Source organism: Salibaculum halophilum (assembly GCF_002094885.1).
In the GTDB taxonomy this organism is placed as follows: Bacteria; Pseudomonadota; Alphaproteobacteria; order Rhodobacterales; family Rhodobacteraceae; genus Salibaculum; species Salibaculum halophilum.
The window spans coordinates 269765-292956 of sequence record NZ_MSIT01000002.1 but is presented as its reverse complement, the minus strand read 5'-3'; the positions used below and the strand labels follow the sequence as shown (position 1 = coordinate 292956).

Here is a 23192-nt window from a genome sequence, read left to right as displayed (position 1 = left end):
CCGCCGCATGGGGAGAACGCTTTCGCGGGGGCAAGTGGCGGAGACGAAGGGATTCGAACCCTCGAGACGGTTTCCCGCCTACTCCCTTAGCAGGGGAGCGCCTTCGACCACTCGGCCACGTCTCCGCTGATGCGTATAGCCAAGTAAACATGGAGATTACAAGGCAATTCTGGCGCGCCCGCCAAAATCGGGTTCACATTCAATAAAGACTTTGGGTGGCGCCGAATTGAACCAAGGCGGTGGACCTTCCGCACTCAGCGGCACCTTGTTGTGCCTACGGCTTCCCGAGGACGAGGGCGGAGCGCACACCGAGCCCCACAAAGTGCAACATTGTGGGGACCAATCTGGCGAAGGGTGACTGCCAAGTTTGTGCTGTCGGGCCGATTTTACGGTCGGTACAACCAAGGTTTGGCGCGGACGCGGCTGTTGCTGTTCTCGCCAGTGAGCCAGCCTGCTGGGTTGCAATGGACACCTGCGCCAATGTCTCGGTCCATTGGGGCGAGGTCACGCAACGATACGACCGAGAGGTGCGAAGCGCCAACGCAACGGCGCAGAGGGCACGATAGCGCATTGATCGTGTAGACGTGGGCGCCATTGTAAAGGCGACCTATGCGTTCGTCTCACCGTTCGATATCCCCCGCACGAACCTGCACAGCGTTAGTTGGAGGGACGTGGCATCGCCGAGAGATACACCGGATGTTTCTTTCTAGGTCTGGCAGCGACTTACTCTCCCACGTCTTGAGACGCAGTACCATCAGCGCTACGGCACTTAACGGCTGGGTTCGGAATGGAGCCAGGTGTTTTGCTCGTGCTATGACCACCAGACCGAGAAAGAAACATCGTCCAAGTCAAGCGAACCGACTTCCGATCTGCAGAAACAGCCTTGCTTCTACTGGATCAAATCAAGCCTATCGGACCATTAGTACCGGTCAACTGAACGCCTTGCAGCGCTTACATCTCCGGCCTATCGACGAGGTGGTCTACCTCGGTCCTCAGGGATACCTTGTTTTGAGGGGGGCTTCCCGCTTAGATGCCTTCAGCGGTTATCCTGTCCGATCATAGCTACCCTGCACTGCTGCTGGCGCAACAACAGGTCCACCAGTGGATCGTTCACCCCGGTCCTCTCGTACTAGGGGCAACTCCTCTCAAGTATCCTACACCCACGGAAGATAGGGACCGAACTGTCTCACGACGTTCTAAACCCAGCTCACGTACCTCTTTAAATGGCGAACAGCCATACCCTTGGGACCTGCTCCAGCCCCAGGATGAGATGAGCCGACATCGAGGTGCCAAACACTGCCGTCGATATGGACTCTTGGGCAGTATCAGCCTGTTATCCCCGGCGTACCTTTTATCCGTTGAGCGATGGCCCTTCCACTCGGGACCACCGGATCACTATGGCCGTCTTTCGACTCTGCTCGACTTGTCAGTCTCGCAGTCAGGCTGGCTTCTGCCATTGCACTCAACGAGCGATTTCCGACCGCTCTGAGCCAACCTTCGCGCGCCTCCGTTACGATTTAGGAGGCGACCGCCCCAGTCAAACTACCCACCACGCAGGGTCCCGGACCCGGGTAACGGGCCGCGGTTAGACATCAAGCAGAACAAGGGTGATATCTCAAGGATGGCTCCACCGGAACTGGCGTCCCGGTTTCAAAGCCTGCCACCTATCCTGCACATGTTGTGCCTGATGCCAGTGCGAAGTTGTAGTAAAGGTGCACGGGGTCTTTCCGTCTAACCGCGGGAAACCTGCATCTTGACAGGTAATTCAATTTCGCTGAGTCGATGTTGGAGACAGCGGGGAAGTCGTTACGCCATTCGTGCAGGTCGGAACTTACCCGACAAGGAATTTCGCTACCTTAGGACCGTTATAGTTACGGCCGCCGTTTACCTGGGCTTCGTTTCGGTGCTCTCACACCTCCACTTAACCTTCAGGCACCGGGCAGGCGTCAGACCCTATACGTCGTCTTGCGACTTCGCAGAGCCCTGTGTTTTTAGTAAACAGTCGCCACCCCCTGGTTTGTGCCCCCAGCCAATACTTGCGTAGAAACTGGGCCTCCTTCTCGCGAACTTACGGAGGTATTTTGCCGAGTTCCTTCAACATCGTTCTCTCAAGCGCCTTGGTATGCTCTACCAGTCCACCTGTGTCGGTTTAGGGTACGATCCAATGGAGGGCTATTTCCAGGAACCGATCAGCGGCCCACCCAATCCGATAAGGGTGAACAACAGTCTCGATCCGTCACGTCCTCCTGGCCCAGGAATATTAACCTGGTTCCCATCGACTACGCCTTTCGGCCTCGTCTTAGGGGTCGGCTTACCCTGCTCAGATTAGCTTTAAGCAGGAACCCTTGGACTTTCGGCGACAGGGTCTCTCACCCTGTTTATCGCTACTCATGTCATCATTCTCGCTAGTGATCTCTCCACCGGATGGCTCACGCCCCGGCTTCACAGAAAGCTCCCTTGCCTCCAGGGCCGTCCGGAGACGGCTGAGGAGGCACGGAGTTATGTCACACTACGCTCTGCTACCATGCCTTGCGGCATCCTAAGCTTCGGCTCATGGCTTGAGCCCCGTTACATCTTCGCCGCAGGACAACTTGATTAGACCAGTGAGCTGTTACGCTATCTTTAAAGGATGGCTGCTTCTAAGCCAACCTCCTGGTTGTTTTGGTCGTCCCACCTGCTTTCCCACTTAGCCATGAATTGGGGGCCTTAGCTGTAGGTCAGGGTTGTTTCCCTCTCCACCATGGGCGTTAGCACCCATGGTGTGTCTGCCATCTAGTACTCCCCGGTATTCGGAGTTTGGTTAGGATCAGTAAGCCTGTGGGGCCCCATTACCCATCCAGTGCTCTACCCCCGGGGGTATTCGGATGACGCTCTACCTAAATAGATTTCGCAGAGAACCAGCTATCTCCGAGTTTGATTGGCCTTTCACCCCTAGGCACAGCTCATCCCGATCTTTTTCAACAGATGTGGGTTCGGTCCTCCAGTAAGTGTTACCTTACCTTCAACCTGGCCATGCCTAGATCACTCGGTTTCGGGTCTAATGCATCTAACTCGGTCGCCCTATTAAGACTCGCTTTCGCTGCGCCTACACCTAACGGCTTAAGCTTGCTAGATACACTAAGTCGATGACCCATTATACAAAAGGTACGCCGTCAGCTCTCAAGGAACCTCCGACTGTTTGTAGGCGCTCGGTTTCAGGTACTGTTTCACTCCCCTCGTCGGGGTGCTTTTCACCTTTCCCTCACGGTACTGGTTCGCTATCGGTCAGCAAGGAGTACTTAGCCTTCGAGGGTGGTCCCCCGATCTTCAGACAGGATTTCACGTGTCCCGCCTTACTTGATGCGTCCAATTGTGCTTCCTGTACGGGACTGTCACCCGCTATGGTTGGCCTTTCCAGACCATTCCAGTCACACTCTCGGCTCGGCTGGTCCCCGTTCGCTCGCCGCTACTGGGGGAGTATCAATTGATTTCCTTTCCTCCGGGTACTTAGATGTTTCAGTTCCCCGGGTTTGCTCTTAAAACCCTATGTATTCAGGTCTCAAGTACCTGTTTCAGCCGGTTATAAGTAGCCGAAGCTATTATAACAAACTGTCAGGTGGGTTGCCCCATTCGGAGATCCGTGGATCAAAGCCTATTATCGGCTCCTCACGGCTTATCGCAGATTATCACGTCCTTCATCGCCTCTTGCTGCCAAGGCATCCACCAAACGCCCTTTTCGCGCTTGATCTGATCCAGAAGAAGCAAGGCCTTTTGCATTTCCTTGCTACCTCACCCCGAAGGGCCAGATGGATCAGAAGTCATTTACTTTCCCACCCCCGCTGGTTCACAGGGGTTTTGGGTTAGTGTACTTGACTTGGACAACACTGCCGGTTTCGATCAGCCTACAAAGTATCGGCTTGGAGAGGCCGTATACCTGCTTGCCGCGGCCGAGGCCGCAGCACCGAAAGAGGATGTCCCCTACTGGGACACCCAAGCAGTGTCGTAATTGTATCTCTCTAAACGATGTCAAATCATCCAAGACTGGATGGCAGAGCCTGCCGGCTCGACGATCAAGTCTCGTTCGTGGCGATGGTGGGTCGAGGAGGACTTGAACCTCCGACCTCACGCTTATCAGGCGTGCGCTCTAACCACCTGAGCTACCGACCCATCTGGTGGAGCGTATCGGGATCGAACCGATGACCCTCTGCTTGCAAAGCAGATGCTCTCCCAGCTGAGCTAACGCCCCGGTATTTTCCCGCTGGCGCGGAAACCACATTCTGAAGAGATATGAGGACGGCTCGGCCCTGATATTGATCGGCTTGACTGCCGATCTTCTGCTAAGTGCTCCACGAGACCGGCAAGCCGGTCGTCTAGGAACATCCTTAGAAAGGAGGTGATCCAGCCGCAGGTTCCCCTACGGCTACCTTGTTACGACTTCACCCCAGTCGCTGATCTTACCGTGGCCGCCTGCCTCCCGAAGGTTAGCGCAGCGTCGTCGGGTAAAACCAACTCCCATGGTGTGACGGGCGGTGTGTACAAGGCCCGGGAACGTATTCACCGCGGCATGCTGTTCCGCGATTACTAGCGATTCCGACTTCATGCCGTCGAGTTGCAGACGACAATCCGAACTGAGACATCTTTTAGGGGTTACCCCTCTGTAGATGCCATTGTAGCACGTGTGTAGCCCAACCCGTAAGGGCCATGAGGACTTGACGTCATCCACACCTTCCTCCCGCTTATCACGGGCAGTTCCCCTAGAGTTCCCGGCCGAACCGCTGGTAACTAAGGGCGTGGGTTGCGCTCGTTGCCGGACTTAACCGAACATCTCACGACACGAGCTGACGACAGCCATGCAGCACCTGTCACTGCGTCCCCGAAGGGAACGCCCGATCTCTCGGGTTAGCACAGGATGTCAAGGGTTGGTAAGGTTCTGCGCGTTGCTTCGAATTAAACCACATGCTCCACCGCTTGTGCGGGCCCCCGTCAATTCCTTTGAGTTTTAACCTTGCGGCCGTACTCCCCAGGCGGAATGCTTACTCCGTTAGGTGTGTCACCAAGGGGCAAGCCCCCTGACGACTGGCATTCAACGTTTACGGTGTGGACTACCAGGGTATCTAATCCTGTTTGCTACCCACACTTTCGCACCTCAGCGTCAGTATCGAGCCAGTGAGCCGCCTTCGCCACTGGTGTTCTTCCGAATATCTACGAATTTCACCTCTACACTCGGAATTCCACTCACCTCTCTCGAACTCTAGACTACCAGTATCAAAGGCAGTTCCGGGGTTGAGCCCCGGGATTTCACCCCTGACTTAATAGTCCGCCTACGTGCGCTTTACGCCCAGTAATTCCGAACAACGCTAACCCCCTCCGTATTACCGCGGCTGCTGGCACGGAGTTAGCCGGGGTTTCTTCTACTGCTACCGTCATTATCTTCACAGTTGAAAGAGCTTTACGATCCTAAGACCTTCGTCACTCACGCGGCATGGCTAGATCAGGGTTTCCCCCATTGTCTAAGATTCCCCACTGCTGCCTCCCGTAGGAGTCTGGGCCGTGTCTCAGTCCCAGTGTTGCTGATCATCCTCTCAAACCAGCTATAGATCGTAGGCTTGGTAGGCCGTTACCCCACCAACTACCTAATCTAACGCGGGCTGATCCATCACCGATATTCTTTCCCCCAAAGGGCGTATACGGTATTAAACCCCGTTTCCAGGGACTATTCCGTAGTGAAGGGTACATTCCCACGCGTTACTAACCCGTCCGCCACTAAGCCCGAAGGCTTCGTTCGACTTGCATGTGTTAGGCCTGCCGCCAGCGTTCGTTCTGAGCCAGGATCAAACTCTCAAGTTGAAACGCTGTTACCAGCGTATCCTTGACGTTCGAACCTCTGCACATCGTCCCGTTGTTCAAACGGGACAGTCATCTGTCTGTTGTGCTTCTGGTTTCATTAGAAACCGGAAACCGTCCAAACAGTGAAGCTGACACTCCATCATCGACCGAGGCCTAGGAGCGCGATATGCAGGTGTTGATCCATCGATTTGAACCAAACCGCCCACATATCTCTTCAGATACTTGCGATTTCAAAGAGCGTAGAGACAAAAGCGACTGGATGCGCCCTAACTTCCTTGGCGCGCCCCGCCTCGATTACCTCTGGTGTTCGTTCCGTCTCGTTGGCCTTGGCATCTTGCCGCCGCCCCGTCTGGCGTCCCTTTGTGCGCCTCAGCGCCGCCGGTGAGGGGTTATTTACGGATTGGTGCCGGGGCCTGCAAGAGGTTTTTTCGGACGCGGGGCGATTTTTTGGGATTTGGCCGAATTTTCTTTGTTTCCGGCTAGTTACCTGAATATTCCTGCGTGAGAGTCTGTCATGTCGTAATTTTGTTACCCCGATCTGTATCAGGCGCGCCCCAGATATTGGGTTGTCCACAAGGATACCCCCAAGACTCCTGGTCCGTCCCCCCTGAATCACCCCTCTACTGGCACCGCGCGAGTCGCTCAGCCGTGGGGAAACCCCGGATCATCGCGACATCCGGGGCCGATTCCGCTAGGTCACCGCAATTACGGGCGCCCGTCACCCTTGCGTCGGCGCCGCACGAGGTCTGGCTCCGCGCCCCGGGCGAAAGCGCAGGACCAGCAACGCACTGATCACCGCCAGCCAGATCAGCGGCTCGAGCTGAAATCCCTTGGCCAGCCACAGAAAGTGGACCCCCGCCAGCACCGCCGCCGGGTAGGTCAGCTTGTGCAGACGCCGCCATTTCGGCCCCAGCCAGCGCACGGCCCGGTCGTTGGAGGTCAGCGCCAGCGGCAGCAGGAGCAGGAACGCCGCCATTCCGACGGTCACGTAGGGCCGCTTCACGATATCGGCCCAGATCCTATCCAGGCTCTGCACGTCCAGCACCGCCCAGACCGCCAAGTGTGCCAGCACAAGAACAAAGGCCGAGACGCCCAGCGCCCGGCGAAACTTCACGAGGTTGAGGCCGGCATGGCGGCGCAGCGGGCTGATCGCCAGCCCGACGACCAGAACCTTCAACGCCATGGCACCGTATTCGTGTTCCAGCGCCTCAATCGGTTCAACCCCGAGGCCGCCGGTGGCGCCGCGGTAGAACACCCAGGCCAGCCAGAGCGCGCACACCGGATATATCGGCCACGCGGGCACCCGGCGCACGGCCGCATTGATCCGGTCGACAACGGCCATCAGAAGAACTTGGTCAGGTCCATGCCTTCGTAGAGGCCGGCCACCTCGTCGTAGCCGTTGAACATCAGCGTGTCCTGCCGCTGCGCGAAAAGCCCGCCGCCGATGCGGCGTTCGGTGGCCTGCGACCAGCGCGGGTGGTCCACGTTCGGGTTCACGTTGCTGTAAAAGCCGTATTCGCTTGCGTTCGCCTTGTTCCAGCTTGTCGGCGGCTGCTCGGCCACCAGCGAGATGCGCACGATGCTCTTGATCGACTTGAAGCCGTACTTCCACGGCACCACCAGCCGCATGGGCGCGCCGTTCTGATTCGGCAGCGGCTCGCCGTAGATCCCCGTCGCCATGAGGGTGAGCGGGTGCATCGCCTCGTCCAGCCGCAACCCCTCAACATAGGGAAAGTCCAGCACGCGGCGGCGCACCCCGGGCATGACGTCGGGGCGGACCACGGTTTCGAAGGCGACGTAGTTGGCCCCGTCCTGCACTCCGACCTTGGCCAGCAGGTCGGCCAGTTCGAAGCCGTTCCACGGGATCACCATCGACCAGGCCTCGACACAGCGGAAGCGGTAGATGCGTTCCTCGGTCTCCATGTCGCCGATCAGGTCGGCCAGGTCATAGGTGCCCGGATTGTCGACCAGCCCGTCGACGGTGACCTGCCAACCGGTTGTGTCCATCGCCGGCGCGTTCTTGGCCGGGTCGCCCTTGCCTGTGCCGAATTCGTAGAAGTTGTTGTAGGTGGTGATCTCTTCCCAGGTGTTCGGCTCCAGGTCCGACTTCGCGGCAACCGGCCCGCCGATCCCGGCCGCGCCGACCGCCGACAGGCCCGCGATCAGCTGCCGGCGGTTCAGCCAGAGTGATTTCGGCGTCACGTCATCGCGGGTGAGGTCGTTCGTCCAGCGTCGGGCCATGGTGCATCTCCTGTGTCTCGCTCACCGTGTTCTAACGCGCGCGCGCGAAAAACCGACTCAAACCCCGGTCACGATCCCGCCAGCGCGTGCCTCGGGGTAGATGCTGTCCATGGGCACCGACGCCCCGTCGGCCTGCACGATCCGCACATGCGACCGGCGCATCCGGCGCGGCTCGGTCACGCCGACGGAATGCGCGATGGTCTCGACCTCCTGCACGATCTGCCGGGCGTAGGCGGCGACGCGGGCGTCCTTTTCCGCGACCACGAGGCCCCGTTGCAGGCCCGGATCATGGGTGGTGATGCCGGTAGGGCAGGTATTCCTGTTGCACTTGAGCGCCTGGATGCAGGCCAGGCTGAACATGAACCCCCGTGCCGAGACGACGAAGTCCGCCCCCGCGCAGATCGCCCAGGCGACGTCGCCGGGATTGACCAGCTTGCCGCTGGCCACGATGCGGATGCGGTCGTGCAACCCGTGGGCATCGCGCAGGTCCACCAGGCGCGGCAGGGCCTCGCGGATCGACATGCCGACCAGATCGATCAGCGGCATCGGCGCGGCCCCGGTGCCGCCCTCGCCGCCGTCGAGCGTGATGAAATCCGGCGCCGCCTCGGCCCCGCGCGCGGTGATGGCCTCGAACAGCCCTTCGAGGCCGGCCTCGGTGCCCATGACCGTCTTGATGCCCGTAGGCAGGCCCGACACGTCGCGCACGTGGGCAATGAAATCCAGCAGGTCGTCCCAGTCATCCACGCCAAAGTGCCGGTTCGGGGATATCGCATCCTGGCCGGGCACAACGCCCCGGATGCGGGCGATCTCGGGGCTGATCTTGGCGGCGGGCAGGATGCCGCCCTTGCCCGGTTTCGCCCCCTGGGCCAGCTTGATCTCGATCATGCGCACCTGGTCGTGCGCCGCCAGCTCGCGCAGCTTGGCGTCGTCGAGGTTGCCCTCGGCATCGCGCACCCCGAACTTCGCGGTACCCATCTGGAACACCAGATCGCAGCCACCCTCCAGGTGGTGGGGCGACAGGCCCCCTTCGCCGGTGTTCATCCAGATGCCCGCCTGTTGGCAGCCGCGCGACAGCGCCTGCACCGCCGGTCTCGACAGCGCGCCATAGGACATGCCCGACAGGTTGAAGATCGACCTGGCAGTATAGGGCTGCCGGGCCCCCGGGCCGATCACCATGGGATCGGTGCTGGCATACTGGTCGTCCAGCGGCGGAAAGGCGGCGTTCACGAACAGCGGTGTACCGACCACGGCGAGGCTGCGCGTCGATCCGAAGGCGACCGTGTTGACCTCGCGCTCGGCCGCGTGCCGGACCCAGTCGCGCTGCGCGCGGTTGAAGGGCAGTTCCTCGCGGTCCATAGCAAAGAAATACTGGCGGAAGAACTCGCCCAGCGTGGTGAACAAGCCGCGAAAGCGCCCGATCACCGGATAATTGCGCCGGATGGCGTCACCCCGCTGGGTCCGGTCGAGGACGAAAAGCACGGCCAGCGCCAGCAGGCCCAGCCCCAGCACGAGGATGAGGACAAGCGCCAGCCATTCGAGCACGGTCATCGGCAGGGACGAGAACATCGCGGACCTCCTTCCCGGGCATCCTGCCACGGCGCCTGGCGCTTGTCGCTATTCCACTGCCCCCGAAACCCGGCTGGATTTCCGTGCAGTCGATCACGGCGGATCACTTGGTTTCACCGGGTCGTGACTTGAACCGCGCGACTGTCGTGGCTTAGCGGCCAGCCCGTTTCCGTCAAGTCCGGTCGGCGGAAATCCCCCGTAATCCGATGTCGCAACCCTACGTAATAAGCACAATGCCAATGACGGCATTGACGGGGTGCCCACACGGGCATCTGCACATGAAAAGCACTATGGAGGACCACATGCTACGTCGTACATTCATCGCCGCCACCGCCGCCGCCACCCTCGGCACCGGGGCGCTTGCCGACAATCATTCGATGGACATCGTCGACACCGCCGTTGACGCCGGCAACTTCACCACACTTGTCGCCGCCGTCGAGGCCGCCGGGCTGGTCGAGACGCTCAAGGGCGACGGCCCCTTCACCGTCTTCGCCCCCACGGATGACGCCTTCGCCGCTCTGCCCGAGGGCACCGTCGAGGGCCTGCTGGAGGACACCGAGGCGCTGACCGCGATCCTTACCTACCACGTGGTGCCGGGCGAGGTCATGTCCGGCGACCTGTCCGACGGCATGATGGCCGAAACCGTGAACGGGGCCGAAGTGTCCATCGGCGTCGGTGACGCCGTCACCGTCGATGGCGCCACCGTGACCGCGGCCGATATCGAGGCCTCGAACGGCGTGATCCACGTCATCGACCAGGTGATCATGCCCGAGTGATCCTTGATCACCACGCATTGGAAAGGCCCCGCTTCGGCGGGGTCTTTTCTTTTGCGCGGGTCTGGGCAAACCTGCGCGGGCACGGCAAACGGGGATGACGATGGCGGCAGAAGTCATGCTGATGGGCGTCAAGGGCGGCCCCGCGATCCGGCCCGGATCGCAGATGCCCGCGTCAACGCTGGTCCGCGCGGGCGGCAAGACGATCCTCGTCGATGCCGGCCTCGGCGCGACGCGCGGGCTCTGCGACGCGGGCGTTCCGCTGACCGGGATCGACCTGGTGCTCATCACCCATCTGCATTCCGATCACTACCTGGAACTCGGCCCGATGTTTCACACGGCCTGGGTCGCCGGGCTGACCACGCCCGTGCCGGTGATCGGGCCGCCGGGCCTGTCGGCCTACTGGGAGGGGTTCCTGCACGCCATGGCCTTCGACGTGACCCTGCGGATGGAGGACGAGGGCCGCGTGCCGCCGGGCCCGCTCTTCGATATAGGCCGGCTGTGCGAGGGGCTGGTGCATGACGCGGGGCGCGTGCGGGTTCACGCCATGCGCAACGATCACCCGCCCATATCAGAGAGCTACGCCCTGCGAATCGACTGTGGCGGCGACAGCATCGTGATCTCGGGCGATACCGCTTACATGCCGCAGATGGCCGAGTTCGCCGCCGATGCGGATATCCTGATCCACGAGGCGATGCTGCCAGCGGGGGTCGAGGCCCTTGTCGCGCGCATGACCAACGGCGACGATCGCCTGCGCGATCACATCCTGCGCAGCCACACCAGCGCCGAGGACGTCGGCCGCATCGCCGCCGCGGCCGGCGTTGGCCAGCTGGCCCTGACCCACATGGTGCCCGACGGCGACCCGGACATCACCGAGGATGACTGGATCGAAGCGGTGCGCAGGCACTGGCAGGGGCAGCTGCACATCGGCCGCGACGGGATGGTCCTGACCACCTGAAACGCGAAAGGCCCCGCCGACGGGCGGGGCCTTTGCTCGATTTTCGGCTGGTCAGTGGACGACAGCGTCGTCGGGCTTGGGCCGGTCGGAGCTGCCCAACCGTTCGCCGACGATGAGCCCGTCCGCCCCGGCAGTCACCGGCACGGTATCGCCGTCGCGGATCTCGCCGCCCAGCATGGCTTCGGCCAGCGGGTTCTGCAGCGCGGTCTGGATCACGCGGCCCAGCGGGCGCGCGCCGAAGACCGGGTCATACCCCTCGTCGGCCAGCCACTTGCGGGCCGCCTCGTCCAGCTCAAGCGTGATTTTGCGCGGGGCCAGCCGCTTCTGCAGCCGGGCCAGCTGGATATCGACGATCCCGCTCATGTCGGCGCGGCCCAGCCGATCGAAGACGATCTGATCGTCCAACCGGTTCAGGAACTCGGGCCGGAAATGGGCGCGCACGGCATCCATCACGTCCTGCTTGGCGCGAGCGGCATCGCCGCCGTCCTCCAGCCGGCTGAGCGCCTGCGAGCCGAGATTCGAGGTCAGCACGATCAGCGTCTGCTTGAAGTCCACTGTGCGGCCGTGCCCGTCGGTCAGGATACCGTCGTCCAGCACCTGCAACAGCACGTTGAAGACCTCCGGATGCGCCTTCTCGACCTCGTCGAACAGCACCACCTGGTAGGGGCGCCGGCGCACCGCCTCGGTCAGCACGCCACCCTCGTCGTAACCGACATAGCCCGGCGGCGCGCCGATCAGGCGCGAGACCGCGTGCTTTTCCATGAACTCGGACATGTCGATGCGCACCATGGCCTGGTCGTCGTCGAACAGGTAGTCGGCCAGCGCCTTGGTCAGCTCGGTCTTGCCCACGCCCGTGGGGCCAAGGAACAGGAACGACCCCAGCGGGCGGTTTTCGTCCTGCAGCCCCGCGCGCGCCCGGCGCACCGCGTTCGACACGGCCGTGACGGCCTGACGCTGCCCGACGACGCGGCGGCCAAGCTCGGACTCCATCTTGAGCAGCTTCTCGCGCTCACCTTCCAGCATCTTGGACATCGGGATGCCCGTCCAGCGTTCGACCACGGCGGCGATCTGTTCCGGGCGCACGGCCTCGTCGACCATCACGCCCTCGGCCCCTTCGGCCTGTTCGGCCTCGGCCAGCTGCTTTTCCAGCTGCGGGATGATGCCGTAGGACAATTCGCCGGCCTTTTGCAGGTTGCCCTCGCGCTTGGCGATGTCCAGGTCGGCGCGGGCGCGGTCCAGCTGGGCCTTGAGGTCGCGCGCGCTTTCCAGCTTGTCCCGCTCGGACTGCCACTTGGCGGTCATCTCGGCGCTGCGGTCCTGCAGATCGGCCAGTTCCTTTTCCAGCTTTTCCAGCCGGTCCTTAGAGGCCGTGTCGTCCTCTTTCTTGAGCGCCTCGGCCTCGATCTGCAACTGCAGGATCTGGCGGTCGAGCTGGTCCAGTTCCTCGGGCTTGGAGTCGACCTCCATCCGCAGGCGGCTAGCAGCCTCGTCCACGAGGTCGATGGCCTTGTCGGGCAGGAAACGGTCGGTGATGTAGCGCGCCGACAGCGTTGCCGCCGAGACCAGCGCCGAATCCGAGACCCGCACGCCGTGGTGCATCTCGTACTTTTCCTTGATGCCGCGCAGGATCGACACGGTATCCTCGACCGTGGGTTCCTCGACCATGAGCGGCTGGAACCTCCGGGCCAGCGCCGCGTCCTTCTCGACGTGCTTGCGATACTCGTCCAGCGTGGTGGCACCGATGCAGTGCAACTCGCCGCGCGCCAGGGCGGGCTTGATCAGGTTGGCGGCATCCATGGCGCCATCGGTCTTGCCCGCGCCGACCAGCGTGTGCATTTCGTCGATGAACAGGATGATCTCGCCCGCCGCCTCGGTGACCTCGGTCAGCACGGCCTTGAGGCGTTCCTCGAACTCGCCGCGGTACTTGGCCCCGGCGATCAGCGCGCCCATGTCCAGCGCCAGCAGCTTCTTGTTGCGCAGCGATTCGGGCACGTCACCGTTGATGATACGCAGGGCCAGCCCCTCGGCGATGGCCGTCTTGCCGACGCCGGGTTCCCCGATCAGGACCGGGTTGTTCTTGGTCCGGCGGCTCAGCACCTGCATGGCGCGGCGAATCTCCTCGTCGCGGCCGATGATCGGGTCGATCTTGCCCGCGCTGGCGCGTTCGGTCAGGTCCTGCGCGTATTTCTTCAGCGCGTCGTACCCTTCTTCCGCGCTGGCGCTGTCGGCGGTGCGGCCCTTGCGAATGTCCTCGATGGCTGCATTGAGCGCCTGGGCATTCACGGCCCCCTCCTCCAGGGCCGTCTTGGCCCCGGATTTCACCATGGCCAGCGCCATGAGCATCCGTTCGACCGGGACGAAACTGTCGCCGGCTTTCTGGGCGAGCTTCTCGGCCTCGGCCAGCACCTTGCCGGTGGTGGAATCAAGGTAGACCTGCCCGGCGTCGCCGGTCACCTTCGGCAGCTTGCCGACGGCAAGGTCGATGGACTCCTGCACGCGCTTGGCGCTGCCGCCGGAACGGTCAATGAGGTTGGCGGCCAACCCCTGGTCGTCGTCCATCAGGGCTTTCAACAAGTGTTCGGGAACCATCCTCTGATGGCTTTCCCGCATCGCGATCGTCTGGGCGGCCTGGATGAACCCCCGCGACCGCTCGGTGAACTTCTCCAAGTTCATGAGCTTTCTCCTTTTTCAAGCGCCCTGTTCCGGGTGCCCGTCACGCGGCGCACCCTCTCTGGGCCTCGCTCAACAGATGGGGAAAGGGCGATGTGTTTTCAAGTTGCCCGGCTCCGACAAATCCGTTCCGGCTTGACCTTCGCGGGACCAGCGGGCACCTGCATGGGCGTATCCATACGAGGAATGCCGCCATGCCCCAGCCCCCCGCCGATGACCGCCTGATCGTCGCCATGGACGTGCCCGACGCGCTTCAGGGGCTGGAGCTGGCGCGGACCCTTGGCGACGCGGTCGGGTTCTACAAGATCGGGCTGGGCATGCTGACGGGTGGCGGGCTGGCGCTGGCCAACGAGCTCAAGGACGAGCACGGCAAGCGCATCTTTCTGGACATGAAGCTGTTCGACATCGGCGCGACGGTCGAGGCCGCGGTGCGTGGCCTGTCCCAATTCGACCTGGACTTCCTGACAGTGCATGGCGACCCGCATGTGGTGCGCGCCGCCGCCCAGGGCCGCGGGGGCCGCGACATGAAGATCCTCGCCGTCACCATCCTGACATCGCTGGATCGCGGCGACCTCGACGCCAGCTGCATCAAGGCAGGGAAAATGACCGACCTCGTGCAGGAACGCGCCGGCATCGCGCTGGCCAACGGGGCCGACGGGGTGATCGCCAGCCCGCAGGAGGCCGCGCTGATCCGCGCCCTGCCCGAGGCCGCCGGCAAGCTGATCGTCACCCCCGGCGTGCGCCCGGCAGGCGGCGACCCGGGCGACCAGAAGCGCGTGACCACCCCCGCGCAGGCCATCGCGGGCGGGGCCGATCACGTCGTGGTGGGCCGTCCCGTCTGGCAGGCCGCGGACCCGCGCGCGGCGGCCCGCGCGATCACCGCGGAGATGGGCGCCAAATAGAGCCACGCCGGCGATTCCGGCTGACGCGGCCGCGCCGCGCCTGTATCCTCGCAACATGCCCAGCCTGTGCCGCGACTGCCTGCACGACTTCGACAGCGGCACCCGGTGTCCGGTCTGCCGATCGCCGCGCGTGCTCGCCCACCCCGAGCTGTTCGACCTGAGCATCGCGCACATGGACTGCGACGCCTTCTACGCCGCCGTCGAAAAGCGCGACAATCCCGACCTCGAGGGCAAGCCGGTCATCATCGGCGGCGGCCGGCGCGGGGTGGTTTCCACCGCCTGCTACGTCGCCCGCATCAAGGGCGTGAAATCGGCCATGCCCATGTTCAAGGCCCTGCAGCTGTGCCCCGAGGCCATCGTCGTGCGCGGCCGAATGGACCGCTACGTCGAAGTGTCGAAACAGGTGCGCGCCCTGATGGACGGCCTGACCCCGGTGGTCGAACCGCTTTCATTGGACGAGGCCTTCATGGACCTGACCGGCACCGCGCGGCTGCACGGCGCCCCGCCCGCCGTGATGCTTGCGCGGCTGGTCAAGCGGATGCAGGACGAGATCGGCATCACCGGCTCGATCGGGCTGAGCCACAACAAGTTCCTGGCCAAGGTCGCCAGCGACCTGGACAAGCCGCGCGGCTTTTCCGTGATCGGGCAGGCCGAGACGATGGATTTCCTGCGCCCGCAACCCGTGCGCCTGATCTGGGGCATCGGCCCGGCGGCGCAGGATAGCCTCGCCCGGGCGGGCATACGCACCTTCGACGACCTGCTGCGCTGGGACCTGCGCGATCTGCAACACCGCTTTGGCGGCATGGGCGCGCGCCTCTGGCACCTGGCACGCGGAAAGGATGCGCGCCGGGTCAGCGCGCACCGTCCCATCAAGAGCCTGTCAAACGAGACCACCTTTCCCGAGGACACCGCCGATCCGGATATCCTCGATGGCCACATCTGGCGCGTGGCCGAAAAGGTCAGCGCCCGCGCCAAGGCCAAGGGCAAGGCGGGGCGCGTCGTCACGCTCAAGCTCAAACGCGCCAACCACAAGGGCCTGACCCGGCGCCAGAGCCTGCACCAGCCCACGCAACTGGCCGACACGATCTACCGCACCGCGCGCGCGCTCTTCGACGGGGCCGCCGATCAGGGGCCGTTCCGCCTGCTGGGTGTGGGGATTTCCGATCTAGTCCCAGCCACTGCCGCCGACCGCGAGGCCGACCTGCTGGACACCGGCGCCGCTCGCCGGGCCGAGGCCGAACGCGCGCTGGACCGGATCAAGACCCGGTTCGGCACCGACGCCATCGTCAAGGGCCGCGCGCTGCGCTAGCACGGAGTCCCGCGATGGACCGGCGACGACCGCTGCGCTGTCGGGTGACCAGCTATTCCGCCGCCATCGGCATGTCCGCGGGCCGGCCGATATCGGCCAGCTGTCCGATCACGGTGTTCAGGGTGGCCTTGATCGCGTCGTAGTCGGCACTGGCCCGGATCGTCGCCTCGTTCATGTAGAGCGCGCGGTCGATCTCGACCTGCACGGCATGGCGGTGGCGCGCGGGGCGACCATAGTGCTGGCAGATGTAGGCCCCGGCAAAGGGCATGTTGCGCGCTACCTTGAATCCCGCCTGCGCAAAGGCCGCTTCGACCCGGTCCACAATCTCGGGCGCGGCCGAGGCACCGAACCGGTCACCCAGAACCACGTCGGGGCGGGTTCCGCCACGGGGGCCGACGCTTTCCAGCGCCTCGTGCGGCATCGAATGGCAGTCGATCAGGATCGCCTCGCCGAAGATGTTGACGGACCCGTCCATCAGCGCCTGCAATCGGTCGTGGTAGGGGCGCCAATGATCTCGGATCCGGTCATGCGCCTCGGCCAGGCCGATCTTGCCGCGATAGATCGGGCGACCGTTGGACACCACGCGCGGGATTACCCCCAGTCCCGAGGCGATGCGCGGGTTGTGTGCCCCGCGGACCAGCCCGCCGATCACGGCCGGGTCCAACTCGTCCGCGCCGCGGTTGAGGTCCAGAAAGGCCCGCGGCGCCCGCGCCGCCAGAAGCGGCGCTCCGTGATCCACCGCGGCGGCGAAGAGATCGTCGACAAAGGCATCCTCGGAGGAACGCACCTGCGCCTCGCTCAGGCAGGTCGCGCGCATGAAGCGCTCCGGATAGGCCCGCCCGCTGTGGGGCGAGGCGAAAACCACGCTGGTCGCGCGATGGCTGGGGTGCGACAAGGTGTAGGCTTGGTCGGTCATGTACCCTCCTGTCGGTCAGTCTAGCCCGTTTCGGCGATTTGCCAAAAGGCCTTGATCCCCGGTGCGACTCTTTATATAGCCCGCGTACCTGACGCGGTTCGCCCGCGTCCTGTTTCGTTACGGGACATGCGAACGGCCGACGGCGAGGGCGATTAGCTCAGCGGTAGAGCACTTCGTTGACATCGAAGGGGTCACTAGTTCGAACCTAGTATCGCCCACCACGCAAACACCGCGCCTGCCGGGCGCAGAACGCAACCCAAGGCGCATCGCCGCGCCGCGACAGAAGGATACGTGCCATGAAGGTTCGCAATTCCCTCCGCTCGCTCAAGCAGCGTCATCGCGATTGCCGCGTCGTGCGCCGCAAGGGCCGGGTCTACGTCATCAACAAGACCCAGCGTCGGTTCAAGGCTCGCCAGGGCTGATCCCCGAACCGGAACCGAACACCAAAGGCCGCGTCCCCGGGGACGCGGCCTTTTGCATTGCAGGCCAGACTCCCGGCGCAGCCGCCGGTGTGCCGGCGCCGCCCGGGGAAATTGCGCCGTTCACCCCGAGGCCGTGACGATGGCCCTTTCCGAACGGACCTGACCTTCCGCCGACGCAAGGGGTGATTTCATGCGAGCGCACCGTGACCACGCCCGGTTTTCGCTGGCCACGACAACCGCCCCCGGACTAGGCTGAATGCGACGCGCAACGCAGCACGAGGATCGGTCATGTCCTGTCTCACCCTCCGCTTGGCCGCCGCAGTGCTCGGCTTGGCCGCCACCGGTGCCAATGCCCAGCAGACCGATCTTTGCGGCGGGATCGGGGAAAACGGGCAATGGATCGGCAGCGACGCCGCGGGATCGGACATCTCGCGCGCGCCCGATCATCTGGAACAGATGGCACTGGTGATGCTGCGCGATGAATACGTCGCGCTCTTCTCGCTGTCCGATCCCGGCCCGGTCCGCGTCGAGGCAGCCGCTCGCGGCACCGGCGATACCGTGATCGACCTCTACGACGCGGCGGGAAACATCGTGGCGTCGGATGACGATTCGGGCGGCAATACCGACAGCCGCGCCGAACTCACCCTCGATCCGGGCACCTATTGCCTCGCCCTGCGCAGCTTCGACGGGTCGCCGCTGACCGGCCTCGTCCGGGTGGGCCGCCCCGAGCACCAGCCCCTAACCGAGGGGCTGGGCCCCACTCCCGTTGCCACACGGGGCACCTGCGATCCATCGGCGGCCACGCCGATCACGCTGGGCGCGCCACTTTCGGCCCCGGTCGAGACCACGCCTTTCTACAGCTTCACGCTGGATCAGCCCACCGCACTGTCGCTGACGGCCGAGAACCAGAACGCCGACCCGGTGCTGACACTCTACGACGCCCAGGGTGACTGGCTTGCCGAGAACGACGATTTCGAGGGGCTGAACAGCCGGATCGACATGGCCGAACCGCTGCCAGCCGGTCAATACTGCCTGGCGGTCGACGCGTTGGGCGACACCACCCTGCCCGTCGTGACAAGCGTGCGCAACTACGACCCCGAAGAGGTCATGCAGTCCCTTTATGACAGGGGCGAAGCCGCGCCGCCCCTGGACGGCTCCTACCCGGTGACAGACCTCGGCCAGGTCCAGACCCGGCAGCGCACCGATGCCAGGGTCGGTGGCGCGGCCGCCTGGCACGTCGTGGAGGTGCCCGCGCCCGGCCTTCTGCTGATTGAGGCGATTGCCCAGGGTCAGGGTGATCCGGTGCTGACCCTCTTCGACGACCTGGGCCGTCAGTTGGGACACAACGACGATTCGGGCGGTACGCTCGATTCAAGGCTGGCGCTTCGGGTCCAGCCGGGCACCTACCTTGTCGCCGTGCGTCAGGTCGACGACTCCGTGCAGGGCGTCATCCGAGTGCTGTTCGAACGCTACGTTCCGGCCCGGCCGGAGTAGGGCCGGCCAACGCGCCCTACTGTCCGGTGACCCCGGCCATGAGGCGTACCAGCGTTGCCTGGTCGAGGTAGCCCGTGGGCGCGATGCCCTGCTCCGTCTGATAGCTGCGCAGCGCGGTTCGGGTGCGGTCGTCGATGACCCCGTCCAGCGGCCCCGGCGACAGGCCGAGGTCGCGCAGCCGCAGTTCCAGCAGTTGCGCGCGCACGCCGCTCAGTTGCAGGCGCTCTTCCTGTGCGCGGGCTCGGGCGATCTCGTCGTCGGACACATCCGGCCCCCGCATCCGGTCGATCCGGGCGCGGGCCTGATCGGCAAAGACACCGTCGGGCCACGCGGCCAGGTAGTCCTCGTAGGCGGCGCGCGTGTCCTCGGCGGCGGCGATGCCCCAGGCCGACCGGTCGGCCAGCTCCGCATCCTCGGCGCGCTCGGACTCGATGGCCTCCAACCGGCGCAGCGCCACGTCCGCGAACAGCCCCCCGGGATAGCGGTTCAGATAGGCGCGATAGCCCGCCTCGCCGCCAAGCGCGCCGGTCTCGGACCAGTATTCCCGGTCCAGCCGTTCGGCTTCGGCGCGCGCGCGGTCCTCCTCGGCGGCGATCTCGGCGCGGCGACGCTCGGCCTGCGCGTTCAGGCGGTTGATCTGGCCCCGCGTCAGGTAGCTGGTCTGCGGATAGCCGTTGGACTGCTGCCAGTTGGTGACGGCCTGCCGGGTGCCCGGCCCGAAGATGCCGTCGACGCCGCGAGTATTGTAGCCCAGCACCGTCAGGTCGCCCTGCACCGCGCGGCGGTCACCGGCCGAAAGCGACAGCGCCTCTTCGGCCAGCCGAGCGTCGCGGTTGGGCTCCTCCAGGAGGGCGCTGATCCGCTCTTCGGCCAGGTCCACGAAGCGGCCATCGGGAAAGGCGCGGATATAGGCACGGTAGCCGTCCGCATCGTCGGCGTCCTCGGCCGCGTCCCAGGCCGCGGCCTCGGCGGTCAGGCGGTCGCGGTCTGAGCGGTCCTGGGTATCGGGCGCAGCCTCGGCCGCGGCGGGCATCAGCGACCAGCCCGGCATCAGGAAGCCGCGCGCCACCAGATCCGGGCGATCTTCGATGGCGGCGGCAAGACGGGTGGCCGGTTCGGCAAGATCCTCTTGCATGAAATCGGCGATGTCGCGGGGGGTGCCCCGCAGCACCGTGACCCCCTGCGGGATATCGAGATCGCCCGGCCCCGCGCGCAGCACCGGCCCGGCGATATCGAGGTTGCGCGCATCACCGGGGGCCAGTAGCAGCACGGCTTGCCCGGGCCGCGCGGCAAGCACCTGCAACAGGCTGTCGACCGACAGCGCCTGCCCGCGCAAGCCGAACAGCGTCGGCGATGGCGCCTCGGCGGTCAGGAGCCAGCTGCGCCGGCCGTCGGTCACGAAATGCCCCGACAGGGCAACAACCAGTCTCTCCGCCTCTTGCGCGTCTTCGGCAAAGGCCGCGGCCAGGTCATGCGCCACCGCACCACGCGGATTGGCGCGCGCCCGGACCGCGAAGCCCAGGCCGCGCAGCCCGTCCCGCGCGTCGATCAGGGTGTCGGCCCGGTTCACCCGGTCCAGACTTTCGTAACGCTCGACCCCGAGGATCAGCGCCGCGTCCTCGGCCCACACCATCAGCGGCGCAAGGATCAAAGCGGTTGTCAACAGAAGGCGGCCCATGACGTGTCCTTTCCCTTGGCACAATAGCTGCCCCGATGCGCGATCACCAGCCCGTCGCGCGACAGGCTGCCGGCGGCACAGACCCCGACCGTGCCGTGCCGGAGCACCGTGACACGCCGCAGCATCCTGCGGGCGCGGCCGCACAAGGCACCGGGGCAGGGAAAAAAGTCATGCGTCTTTTCCGTGAATTTGATCCGTGTCATCCACCGGCTCGCCCGGTCCGGGCGATTATCTGACCCTGTATCGTCGCATGTCGCGACCCGCAGGCAACGGAGAGGCCCATGACAGGCCGCTACACGCAGACGTTCTCACTCGACGAGATCGACAGCAGGATCACGGTGCACGAGGGGCGCCAGACGGTCGAGCTCGACCTGTCCGGTCTGTATTTCCGAACGTCGCGGGATGTTAACGCGCTGTTCGACCGGATCGAGGACCGGCTGCAGGAAACCGGCGAGCCGCTGTGGTTCTTTCTCGACAATGTCACCGATTACCGCGTGGACGAGTCCGCCTGGTTCGCCTTCACCCGCCGCGGCAACGACCTGCACCAGGCCCATTCCATGGGCACGCTGCGCTATGACACCACCCCCGAAACCGCGGCCCGCATCGCCCGGGATCGGGGCACGGACCGCGAACGTCCGAACCTGTTCGCGGATCGTGCGGCGGCGCTGGCGCATCTGTCCACGTTGCCGTCGAAGCGGCGCGAACGCATCCACCATCACCCCAACCACGAGCGCGGCCGGTTCATGCGGCGGCTGTCGTTCGACCCGGCGTCGCGGATATTCGAGATCGACCTGTCGGGGATCAGCTTCGAGCATTCGCGCGACGTCAACGACATCCACGACTGGCTGGAACAGGCGCTGCGCCGGGCCGGGGGGCGGTGGTATTTCCTCATCAATTACGAGAACACCCGCATCCAGTCCCCGGCCTGGGTCAAGTTCGCCGAGCGCGGCAAGGACCTGAACGCCCGGTTTTCGCTGGGCGCGGTGCGCTACGCGCCCTGCTCGGAAACCGAGACCGACATTCGCCTGCGCGCCGAAAGCGGTGGGTTCCGGCCCAACATCCGCAACACCCGGGTCGAGGCGCTCGCGCGCATCGACGAGATGAAGGCCGCGGCCGCCTGAGGCATTCCGGGGCGCGCGATGACAGACAAAGCGTGCGCCCCGTTCGCCGGGCGGGTGCCCCGCGTGCTGATCAACGGGGCGCAGGGCCGCTGCCACACCTGCACATCCGCGACCGGATCGACGGCCCATGGGCCCGCGCGGCAGAGGTCTTTCGCGGCTATCGCTACTGATAGAGCGCGTCCTCCTCGGCGCTGGCCGATATGCCCAGCGCATCGAGCCCGTTTTCCAGGTGGTCGGCCAGGTGCGGCGAGCCCTTGAGGTAGGTCTCGGTCGGCGTGCTGGCCTCGGCGGTGGCGTGGCGCGTGGCCTCGGCCAGCTCCTCGGCCTCGTAGGAGCCGCGCCCGATCCACATGATGGCCACCAGGCTGGCCTGTTCCTCTTCGGTCAGCCCGCCGACGAAGGCGTCGAATTCCGCCTCGGCCCGGTCAATTTCCCGCGCGAGGATGATGACCTCGGCGACCTTGTCCGTCGTGATGTTCAGCATCGGATCCTCCCGCAGCTTGCTGTCGCGTCCGCGTGCTCAACTTGGCCGCCAAAGTGGCACGTCGCCTTGATCCAGGACAAGCTCAGCGCCCGAAAAGGCGATAATAGGCCCAGTCCGGCAGGAATTGCGACAGCCGGAAGACCCAGGAAAAGACCGTCGGAAAGCTGCGCTTGAAAACATCCGTCTGCATGTGCTCGAACACCTCGCGCGCGGCCGGTTCGGGCTCCATGATGAAGGGCATGTGAAAATCGTTCTTGTCGGTCAGCCGGGTGCGGATGAACCCGGGATTGACCACCTGAACGTCGACGCCGGTGCGCCGCAGGTCGGCGTGCATGCATTCGGCCAGGCTCATGGTGCCCGCCTTGGAGGCGGTATAGCCGATGGACCCCGGAAGCCCGCGAAAGCCGGTCAGCGACGAGGTGATGACGATATGGCCCGCATTGCGCGCGACCATGCCCGGCACCACCTGGCCCAGCACCCGGATGAAGCCGGTGAAATTGACGTTGGCCATGGCGGTCGCCTGATCGGCGTTCCAGTCCTGCGCGCCGAAGGGCCAGTAGACCCCGGCCAGCAGGACCACGCCGTCGACCGCGCCCACGGCCTCGCCCGCCTGCCTGACACTCTCGTCCTCGCCGATGTCCATGGGCTGCACATGGGCCTTGCCGGACAGTTCGCCGGCCAGCGCCTCGAGGCTTTCGGCCGAGCGTGCCGAGAGGATCAGCTCGGCCCCGGCCCTGCTGAGGTGATGGGCCACGGCCCGGCCCAGCCCCTCGCTGGCACCGACCACCCAGTAGCGTTTTCCTGCGAACTCTCTCACGACTGCTCCTTCCGT

At 64.5% G+C, this 23192-nt stretch carries 16 protein-coding genes, 4 tRNA genes and 3 rRNA genes; 8 read left to right on the top strand and 15 right to left on the bottom strand.

Annotation, left to right across the window (positions count from 1 at the left end):
* Positions 1–35: 35 nt before the first annotated feature.
* The 9 genes from BU124_RS02900 to BU124_RS02860 all read right to left on the bottom strand — a co-directional run bounded on the left by BU124_RS02900 (position 36) and on the right by BU124_RS02860 (position 9633).
* Positions 36–125 (bottom strand) — tRNA-Ser (locus tag BU124_RS02900).
* 585 nt (positions 126–710) lie between these two features.
* Positions 711–825: ribosomal RNA gene (gene rrf, locus BU124_RS02895) — 5S ribosomal RNA — on the bottom strand.
* A gap of 73 nt (positions 826–898) precedes the next feature.
* Positions 899–3727, bottom strand: a 23S ribosomal RNA gene (locus BU124_RS02890).
* A gap of 342 nt (positions 3728–4069) precedes the next feature.
* Positions 4070–4146, bottom strand: a tRNA-Ile gene (locus BU124_RS02885).
* Positions 4147–4149: 3 nt separating this feature from the next.
* Positions 4150–4225, bottom strand: a tRNA-Ala gene (locus tag BU124_RS02880).
* A 140-nt stretch (positions 4226–4365) separates the two neighbouring features.
* A 16S ribosomal RNA gene (locus BU124_RS02875) occupies positions 4366–5826 on the bottom strand.
* The 16S, 23S and 5S rRNA genes sit together here with 2 tRNA genes alongside, the layout of an rRNA operon.
* A gap of 718 nt (positions 5827–6544) precedes the next feature.
* On the bottom strand, positions 6545–7168 hold the full coding sequence (gene msrQ / locus BU124_RS02870) for a protein-methionine-sulfoxide reductase heme-binding subunit MsrQ (protein ID WP_084860931.1): 624 nt from the start codon (positions 7166–7168) through the stop codon (positions 6545–6547).
* Positions 7168–8067: a protein-methionine-sulfoxide reductase catalytic subunit MsrP gene (gene msrP / locus BU124_RS02865; protein ID WP_084860930.1), complete on the bottom strand. Its 900-nt coding sequence runs from the start codon at positions 8065–8067 to the stop codon at positions 7168–7170. The genes msrQ and msrP overlap by 1 nt, the downstream gene beginning before the upstream one ends.
* Positions 8068–8124: 57 nt before the next feature.
* Positions 8125–9633, bottom strand: a complete 1509-nt coding sequence (locus tag BU124_RS02860; protein WP_245831590.1) for an FMN-binding glutamate synthase family protein — start codon at positions 9631–9633, stop codon at positions 8125–8127.
* A 302-nt stretch (positions 9634–9935) separates the two neighbouring features.
* Between BU124_RS02860 and BU124_RS02855 the strand changes: the two genes are divergently transcribed.
* Both BU124_RS02855 and BU124_RS02850 read left to right on the top strand, forming a co-directional pair.
* Positions 9936–10409 (top strand): fasciclin domain-containing protein, encoded by a 474-nt coding sequence (locus BU124_RS02855; RefSeq protein ID WP_084860955.1) that lies wholly within the window; start codon positions 9936–9938, stop codon positions 10407–10409.
* A 100-nt stretch (positions 10410–10509) separates the two neighbouring features.
* Complete coding sequence (locus BU124_RS02850; protein WP_084860929.1) at positions 10510–11364, top strand: MBL fold metallo-hydrolase; 855 nt, start codon at positions 10510–10512, stop codon at positions 11362–11364.
* A gap of 51 nt (positions 11365–11415) precedes the next feature.
* Here BU124_RS02850 and clpB read toward each other — a convergent pair whose 3' ends face one another.
* Positions 11416–14037 (bottom strand): ATP-dependent chaperone ClpB, encoded by a 2622-nt coding sequence (gene clpB / locus BU124_RS02845; RefSeq protein ID WP_084860928.1) that lies wholly within the window; start codon positions 14035–14037, stop codon positions 11416–11418.
* 191 nt (positions 14038–14228) lie between these two features.
* Here clpB and pyrF point away from each other — a divergent pair, with 191 nt between their 5' ends.
* Both pyrF and BU124_RS02835 read left to right on the top strand, forming a co-directional pair.
* Positions 14229–14936 carry an orotidine-5'-phosphate decarboxylase gene (gene pyrF, locus BU124_RS02840; protein ID WP_084860927.1) on the top strand — a complete coding sequence of 236 codons (708 nt, stop codon included), beginning with the start codon at positions 14229–14231 and terminating at the stop codon, positions 14934–14936.
* A 55-nt stretch (positions 14937–14991) separates the two neighbouring features.
* Positions 14992–16245 carry a DNA polymerase IV gene (locus tag BU124_RS02835; RefSeq protein ID WP_084860926.1) on the top strand — a complete coding sequence of 418 codons (1254 nt, stop codon included), beginning with the start codon at positions 14992–14994 and terminating at the stop codon, positions 16243–16245.
* Positions 16246–16297: 52 nt separating this feature from the next.
* On the opposite strand, the gene BU124_RS02830 is transcribed toward BU124_RS02835, so the two are convergent.
* Entirely contained in the window at positions 16298–17161 is an 864-nt protein-coding gene (locus tag BU124_RS02830; RefSeq protein WP_084860925.1) for an N-formylglutamate amidohydrolase, read from the bottom strand.
* Between the two features lie 146 nt (positions 17162–17307).
* Here BU124_RS02830 and BU124_RS02825 point away from each other — a divergent pair.
* The 3 genes from BU124_RS02825 to BU124_RS02815 all read left to right on the top strand — a co-directional run bounded on the left by BU124_RS02825 (position 17308) and on the right by BU124_RS02815 (position 19077).
* Positions 17308–17382: transfer RNA gene (locus BU124_RS02825), tRNA-Val, on the top strand.
* 75 nt (positions 17383–17457) lie between these two features.
* A complete protein-coding gene (gene ykgO / locus BU124_RS02820; protein WP_010141322.1) occupies positions 17458–17583 on the top strand; it encodes a type B 50S ribosomal protein L36 in 126 nt (41 codons plus the stop codon).
* Positions 17584–17871: 288 nt separating this feature from the next.
* Positions 17872–19077, top strand: a complete 1206-nt coding sequence (locus BU124_RS02815) for an ABC transporter substrate-binding protein (protein WP_084860924.1) — start codon at positions 17872–17874, stop codon at positions 19075–19077.
* Between the two features lie 16 nt (positions 19078–19093).
* On the opposite strand, the gene BU124_RS02810 is transcribed toward BU124_RS02815, so the two are convergent.
* Both BU124_RS02810 and BU124_RS14730 read right to left on the bottom strand, forming a co-directional pair.
* Entirely contained in the window at positions 19094–20755 is a 1662-nt protein-coding gene (locus BU124_RS02810) for a peptidoglycan-binding protein (protein WP_084860923.1), read from the bottom strand.
* Positions 20737–20880, bottom strand: a complete 144-nt coding sequence (locus BU124_RS14730; protein WP_179141855.1) for a hypothetical protein — start codon at positions 20878–20880, stop codon at positions 20737–20739. Before BU124_RS14730 ends, BU124_RS02810 begins: the two co-directional genes overlap by 19 nt.
* A 156-nt stretch (positions 20881–21036) precedes the next feature.
* On the opposite strand from BU124_RS14730, the gene BU124_RS02800 reads away from it, so the two are divergent.
* Positions 21037–21876 carry a hypothetical protein gene (locus BU124_RS02800; protein WP_084860921.1) on the top strand — a complete coding sequence of 280 codons (840 nt, stop codon included), beginning with the start codon at positions 21037–21039 and terminating at the stop codon, positions 21874–21876.
* Between the two features lie 163 nt (positions 21877–22039).
* Here BU124_RS02800 and BU124_RS02795 read toward each other — a convergent pair whose 3' ends face one another.
* Together BU124_RS02795 and BU124_RS02790 are read right to left on the bottom strand one after the other, a co-directional pair.
* Positions 22040–22360, bottom strand: coding sequence for a DUF3775 domain-containing protein (locus tag BU124_RS02795; protein ID WP_084860920.1), 321 nt, complete (start codon positions 22358–22360; stop codon positions 22040–22042).
* Positions 22361–22442: 82 nt separating this feature from the next.
* A complete protein-coding gene (locus BU124_RS02790) occupies positions 22443–23177 on the bottom strand; it encodes an SDR family NAD(P)-dependent oxidoreductase (protein WP_084860919.1) in 735 nt (244 codons plus the stop codon).
* Positions 23178–23192: the final 15 nt, after the last annotated feature.

What these genes read in the sequence shown, in the direction of transcription:
- msrQ (WP_084860931.1), bottom strand. Translation starts at nt 7,168, where the DNA reads ATGGCCGTTGTCGACCGGATCAATGCGGCCGTGCGCCGGGTGCCCGCG.
- msrP (WP_084860930.1), bottom strand. Translation starts at nt 8,067, where the DNA reads ATGGCCCGACGCTGGACGAACGACCTCACCCGCGATGACGTGACGCCG.
- BU124_RS02860 (WP_245831590.1), bottom strand. Translation starts at nt 9,633, where the DNA reads ATGTTCTCGTCCCTGCCGATGACCGTGCTCGAATGGCTGGCGCTTGTC.
- BU124_RS02855 (WP_084860955.1), top strand. Translation starts at nt 9,936, where the DNA reads ATGCTACGTCGTACATTCATCGCCGCCACCGCCGCCGCCACCCTCGGC.
- BU124_RS02850 (WP_084860929.1), top strand. Translation starts at nt 10,510, where the DNA reads ATGGCGGCAGAAGTCATGCTGATGGGCGTCAAGGGCGGCCCCGCGATC.
- clpB (WP_084860928.1), bottom strand. Translation starts at nt 14,037, where the DNA reads ATGAACTTGGAGAAGTTCACCGAGCGGTCGCGGGGGTTCATCCAGGCC.
- pyrF (WP_084860927.1), top strand. Translation starts at nt 14,229, where the DNA reads ATGCCCCAGCCCCCCGCCGATGACCGCCTGATCGTCGCCATGGACGTG.
- BU124_RS02835 (WP_084860926.1), top strand. Translation starts at nt 14,992, where the DNA reads ATGCCCAGCCTGTGCCGCGACTGCCTGCACGACTTCGACAGCGGCACC.
- BU124_RS02830 (WP_084860925.1), bottom strand. Translation starts at nt 17,161, where the DNA reads ATGACCGACCAAGCCTACACCTTGTCGCACCCCAGCCATCGCGCGACC.
- ykgO (WP_010141322.1), top strand. Translation starts at nt 17,458, where the DNA reads ATGAAGGTTCGCAATTCCCTCCGCTCGCTCAAGCAGCGTCATCGCGAT.
- BU124_RS02815 (WP_084860924.1), top strand. Translation starts at nt 17,872, where the DNA reads ATGTCCTGTCTCACCCTCCGCTTGGCCGCCGCAGTGCTCGGCTTGGCC.
- BU124_RS02810 (WP_084860923.1), bottom strand. Translation starts at nt 20,755, where the DNA reads ATGGGCCGCCTTCTGTTGACAACCGCTTTGATCCTTGCGCCGCTGATG.
- BU124_RS14730 (WP_179141855.1), bottom strand. Translation starts at nt 20,880, where the DNA reads ATGCTGCGGCGTGTCACGGTGCTCCGGCACGGCACGGTCGGGGTCTGT.
- BU124_RS02800 (WP_084860921.1), top strand. Translation starts at nt 21,037, where the DNA reads ATGACAGGCCGCTACACGCAGACGTTCTCACTCGACGAGATCGACAGC.
- BU124_RS02795 (WP_084860920.1), bottom strand. Translation starts at nt 22,360, where the DNA reads ATGCTGAACATCACGACGGACAAGGTCGCCGAGGTCATCATCCTCGCG.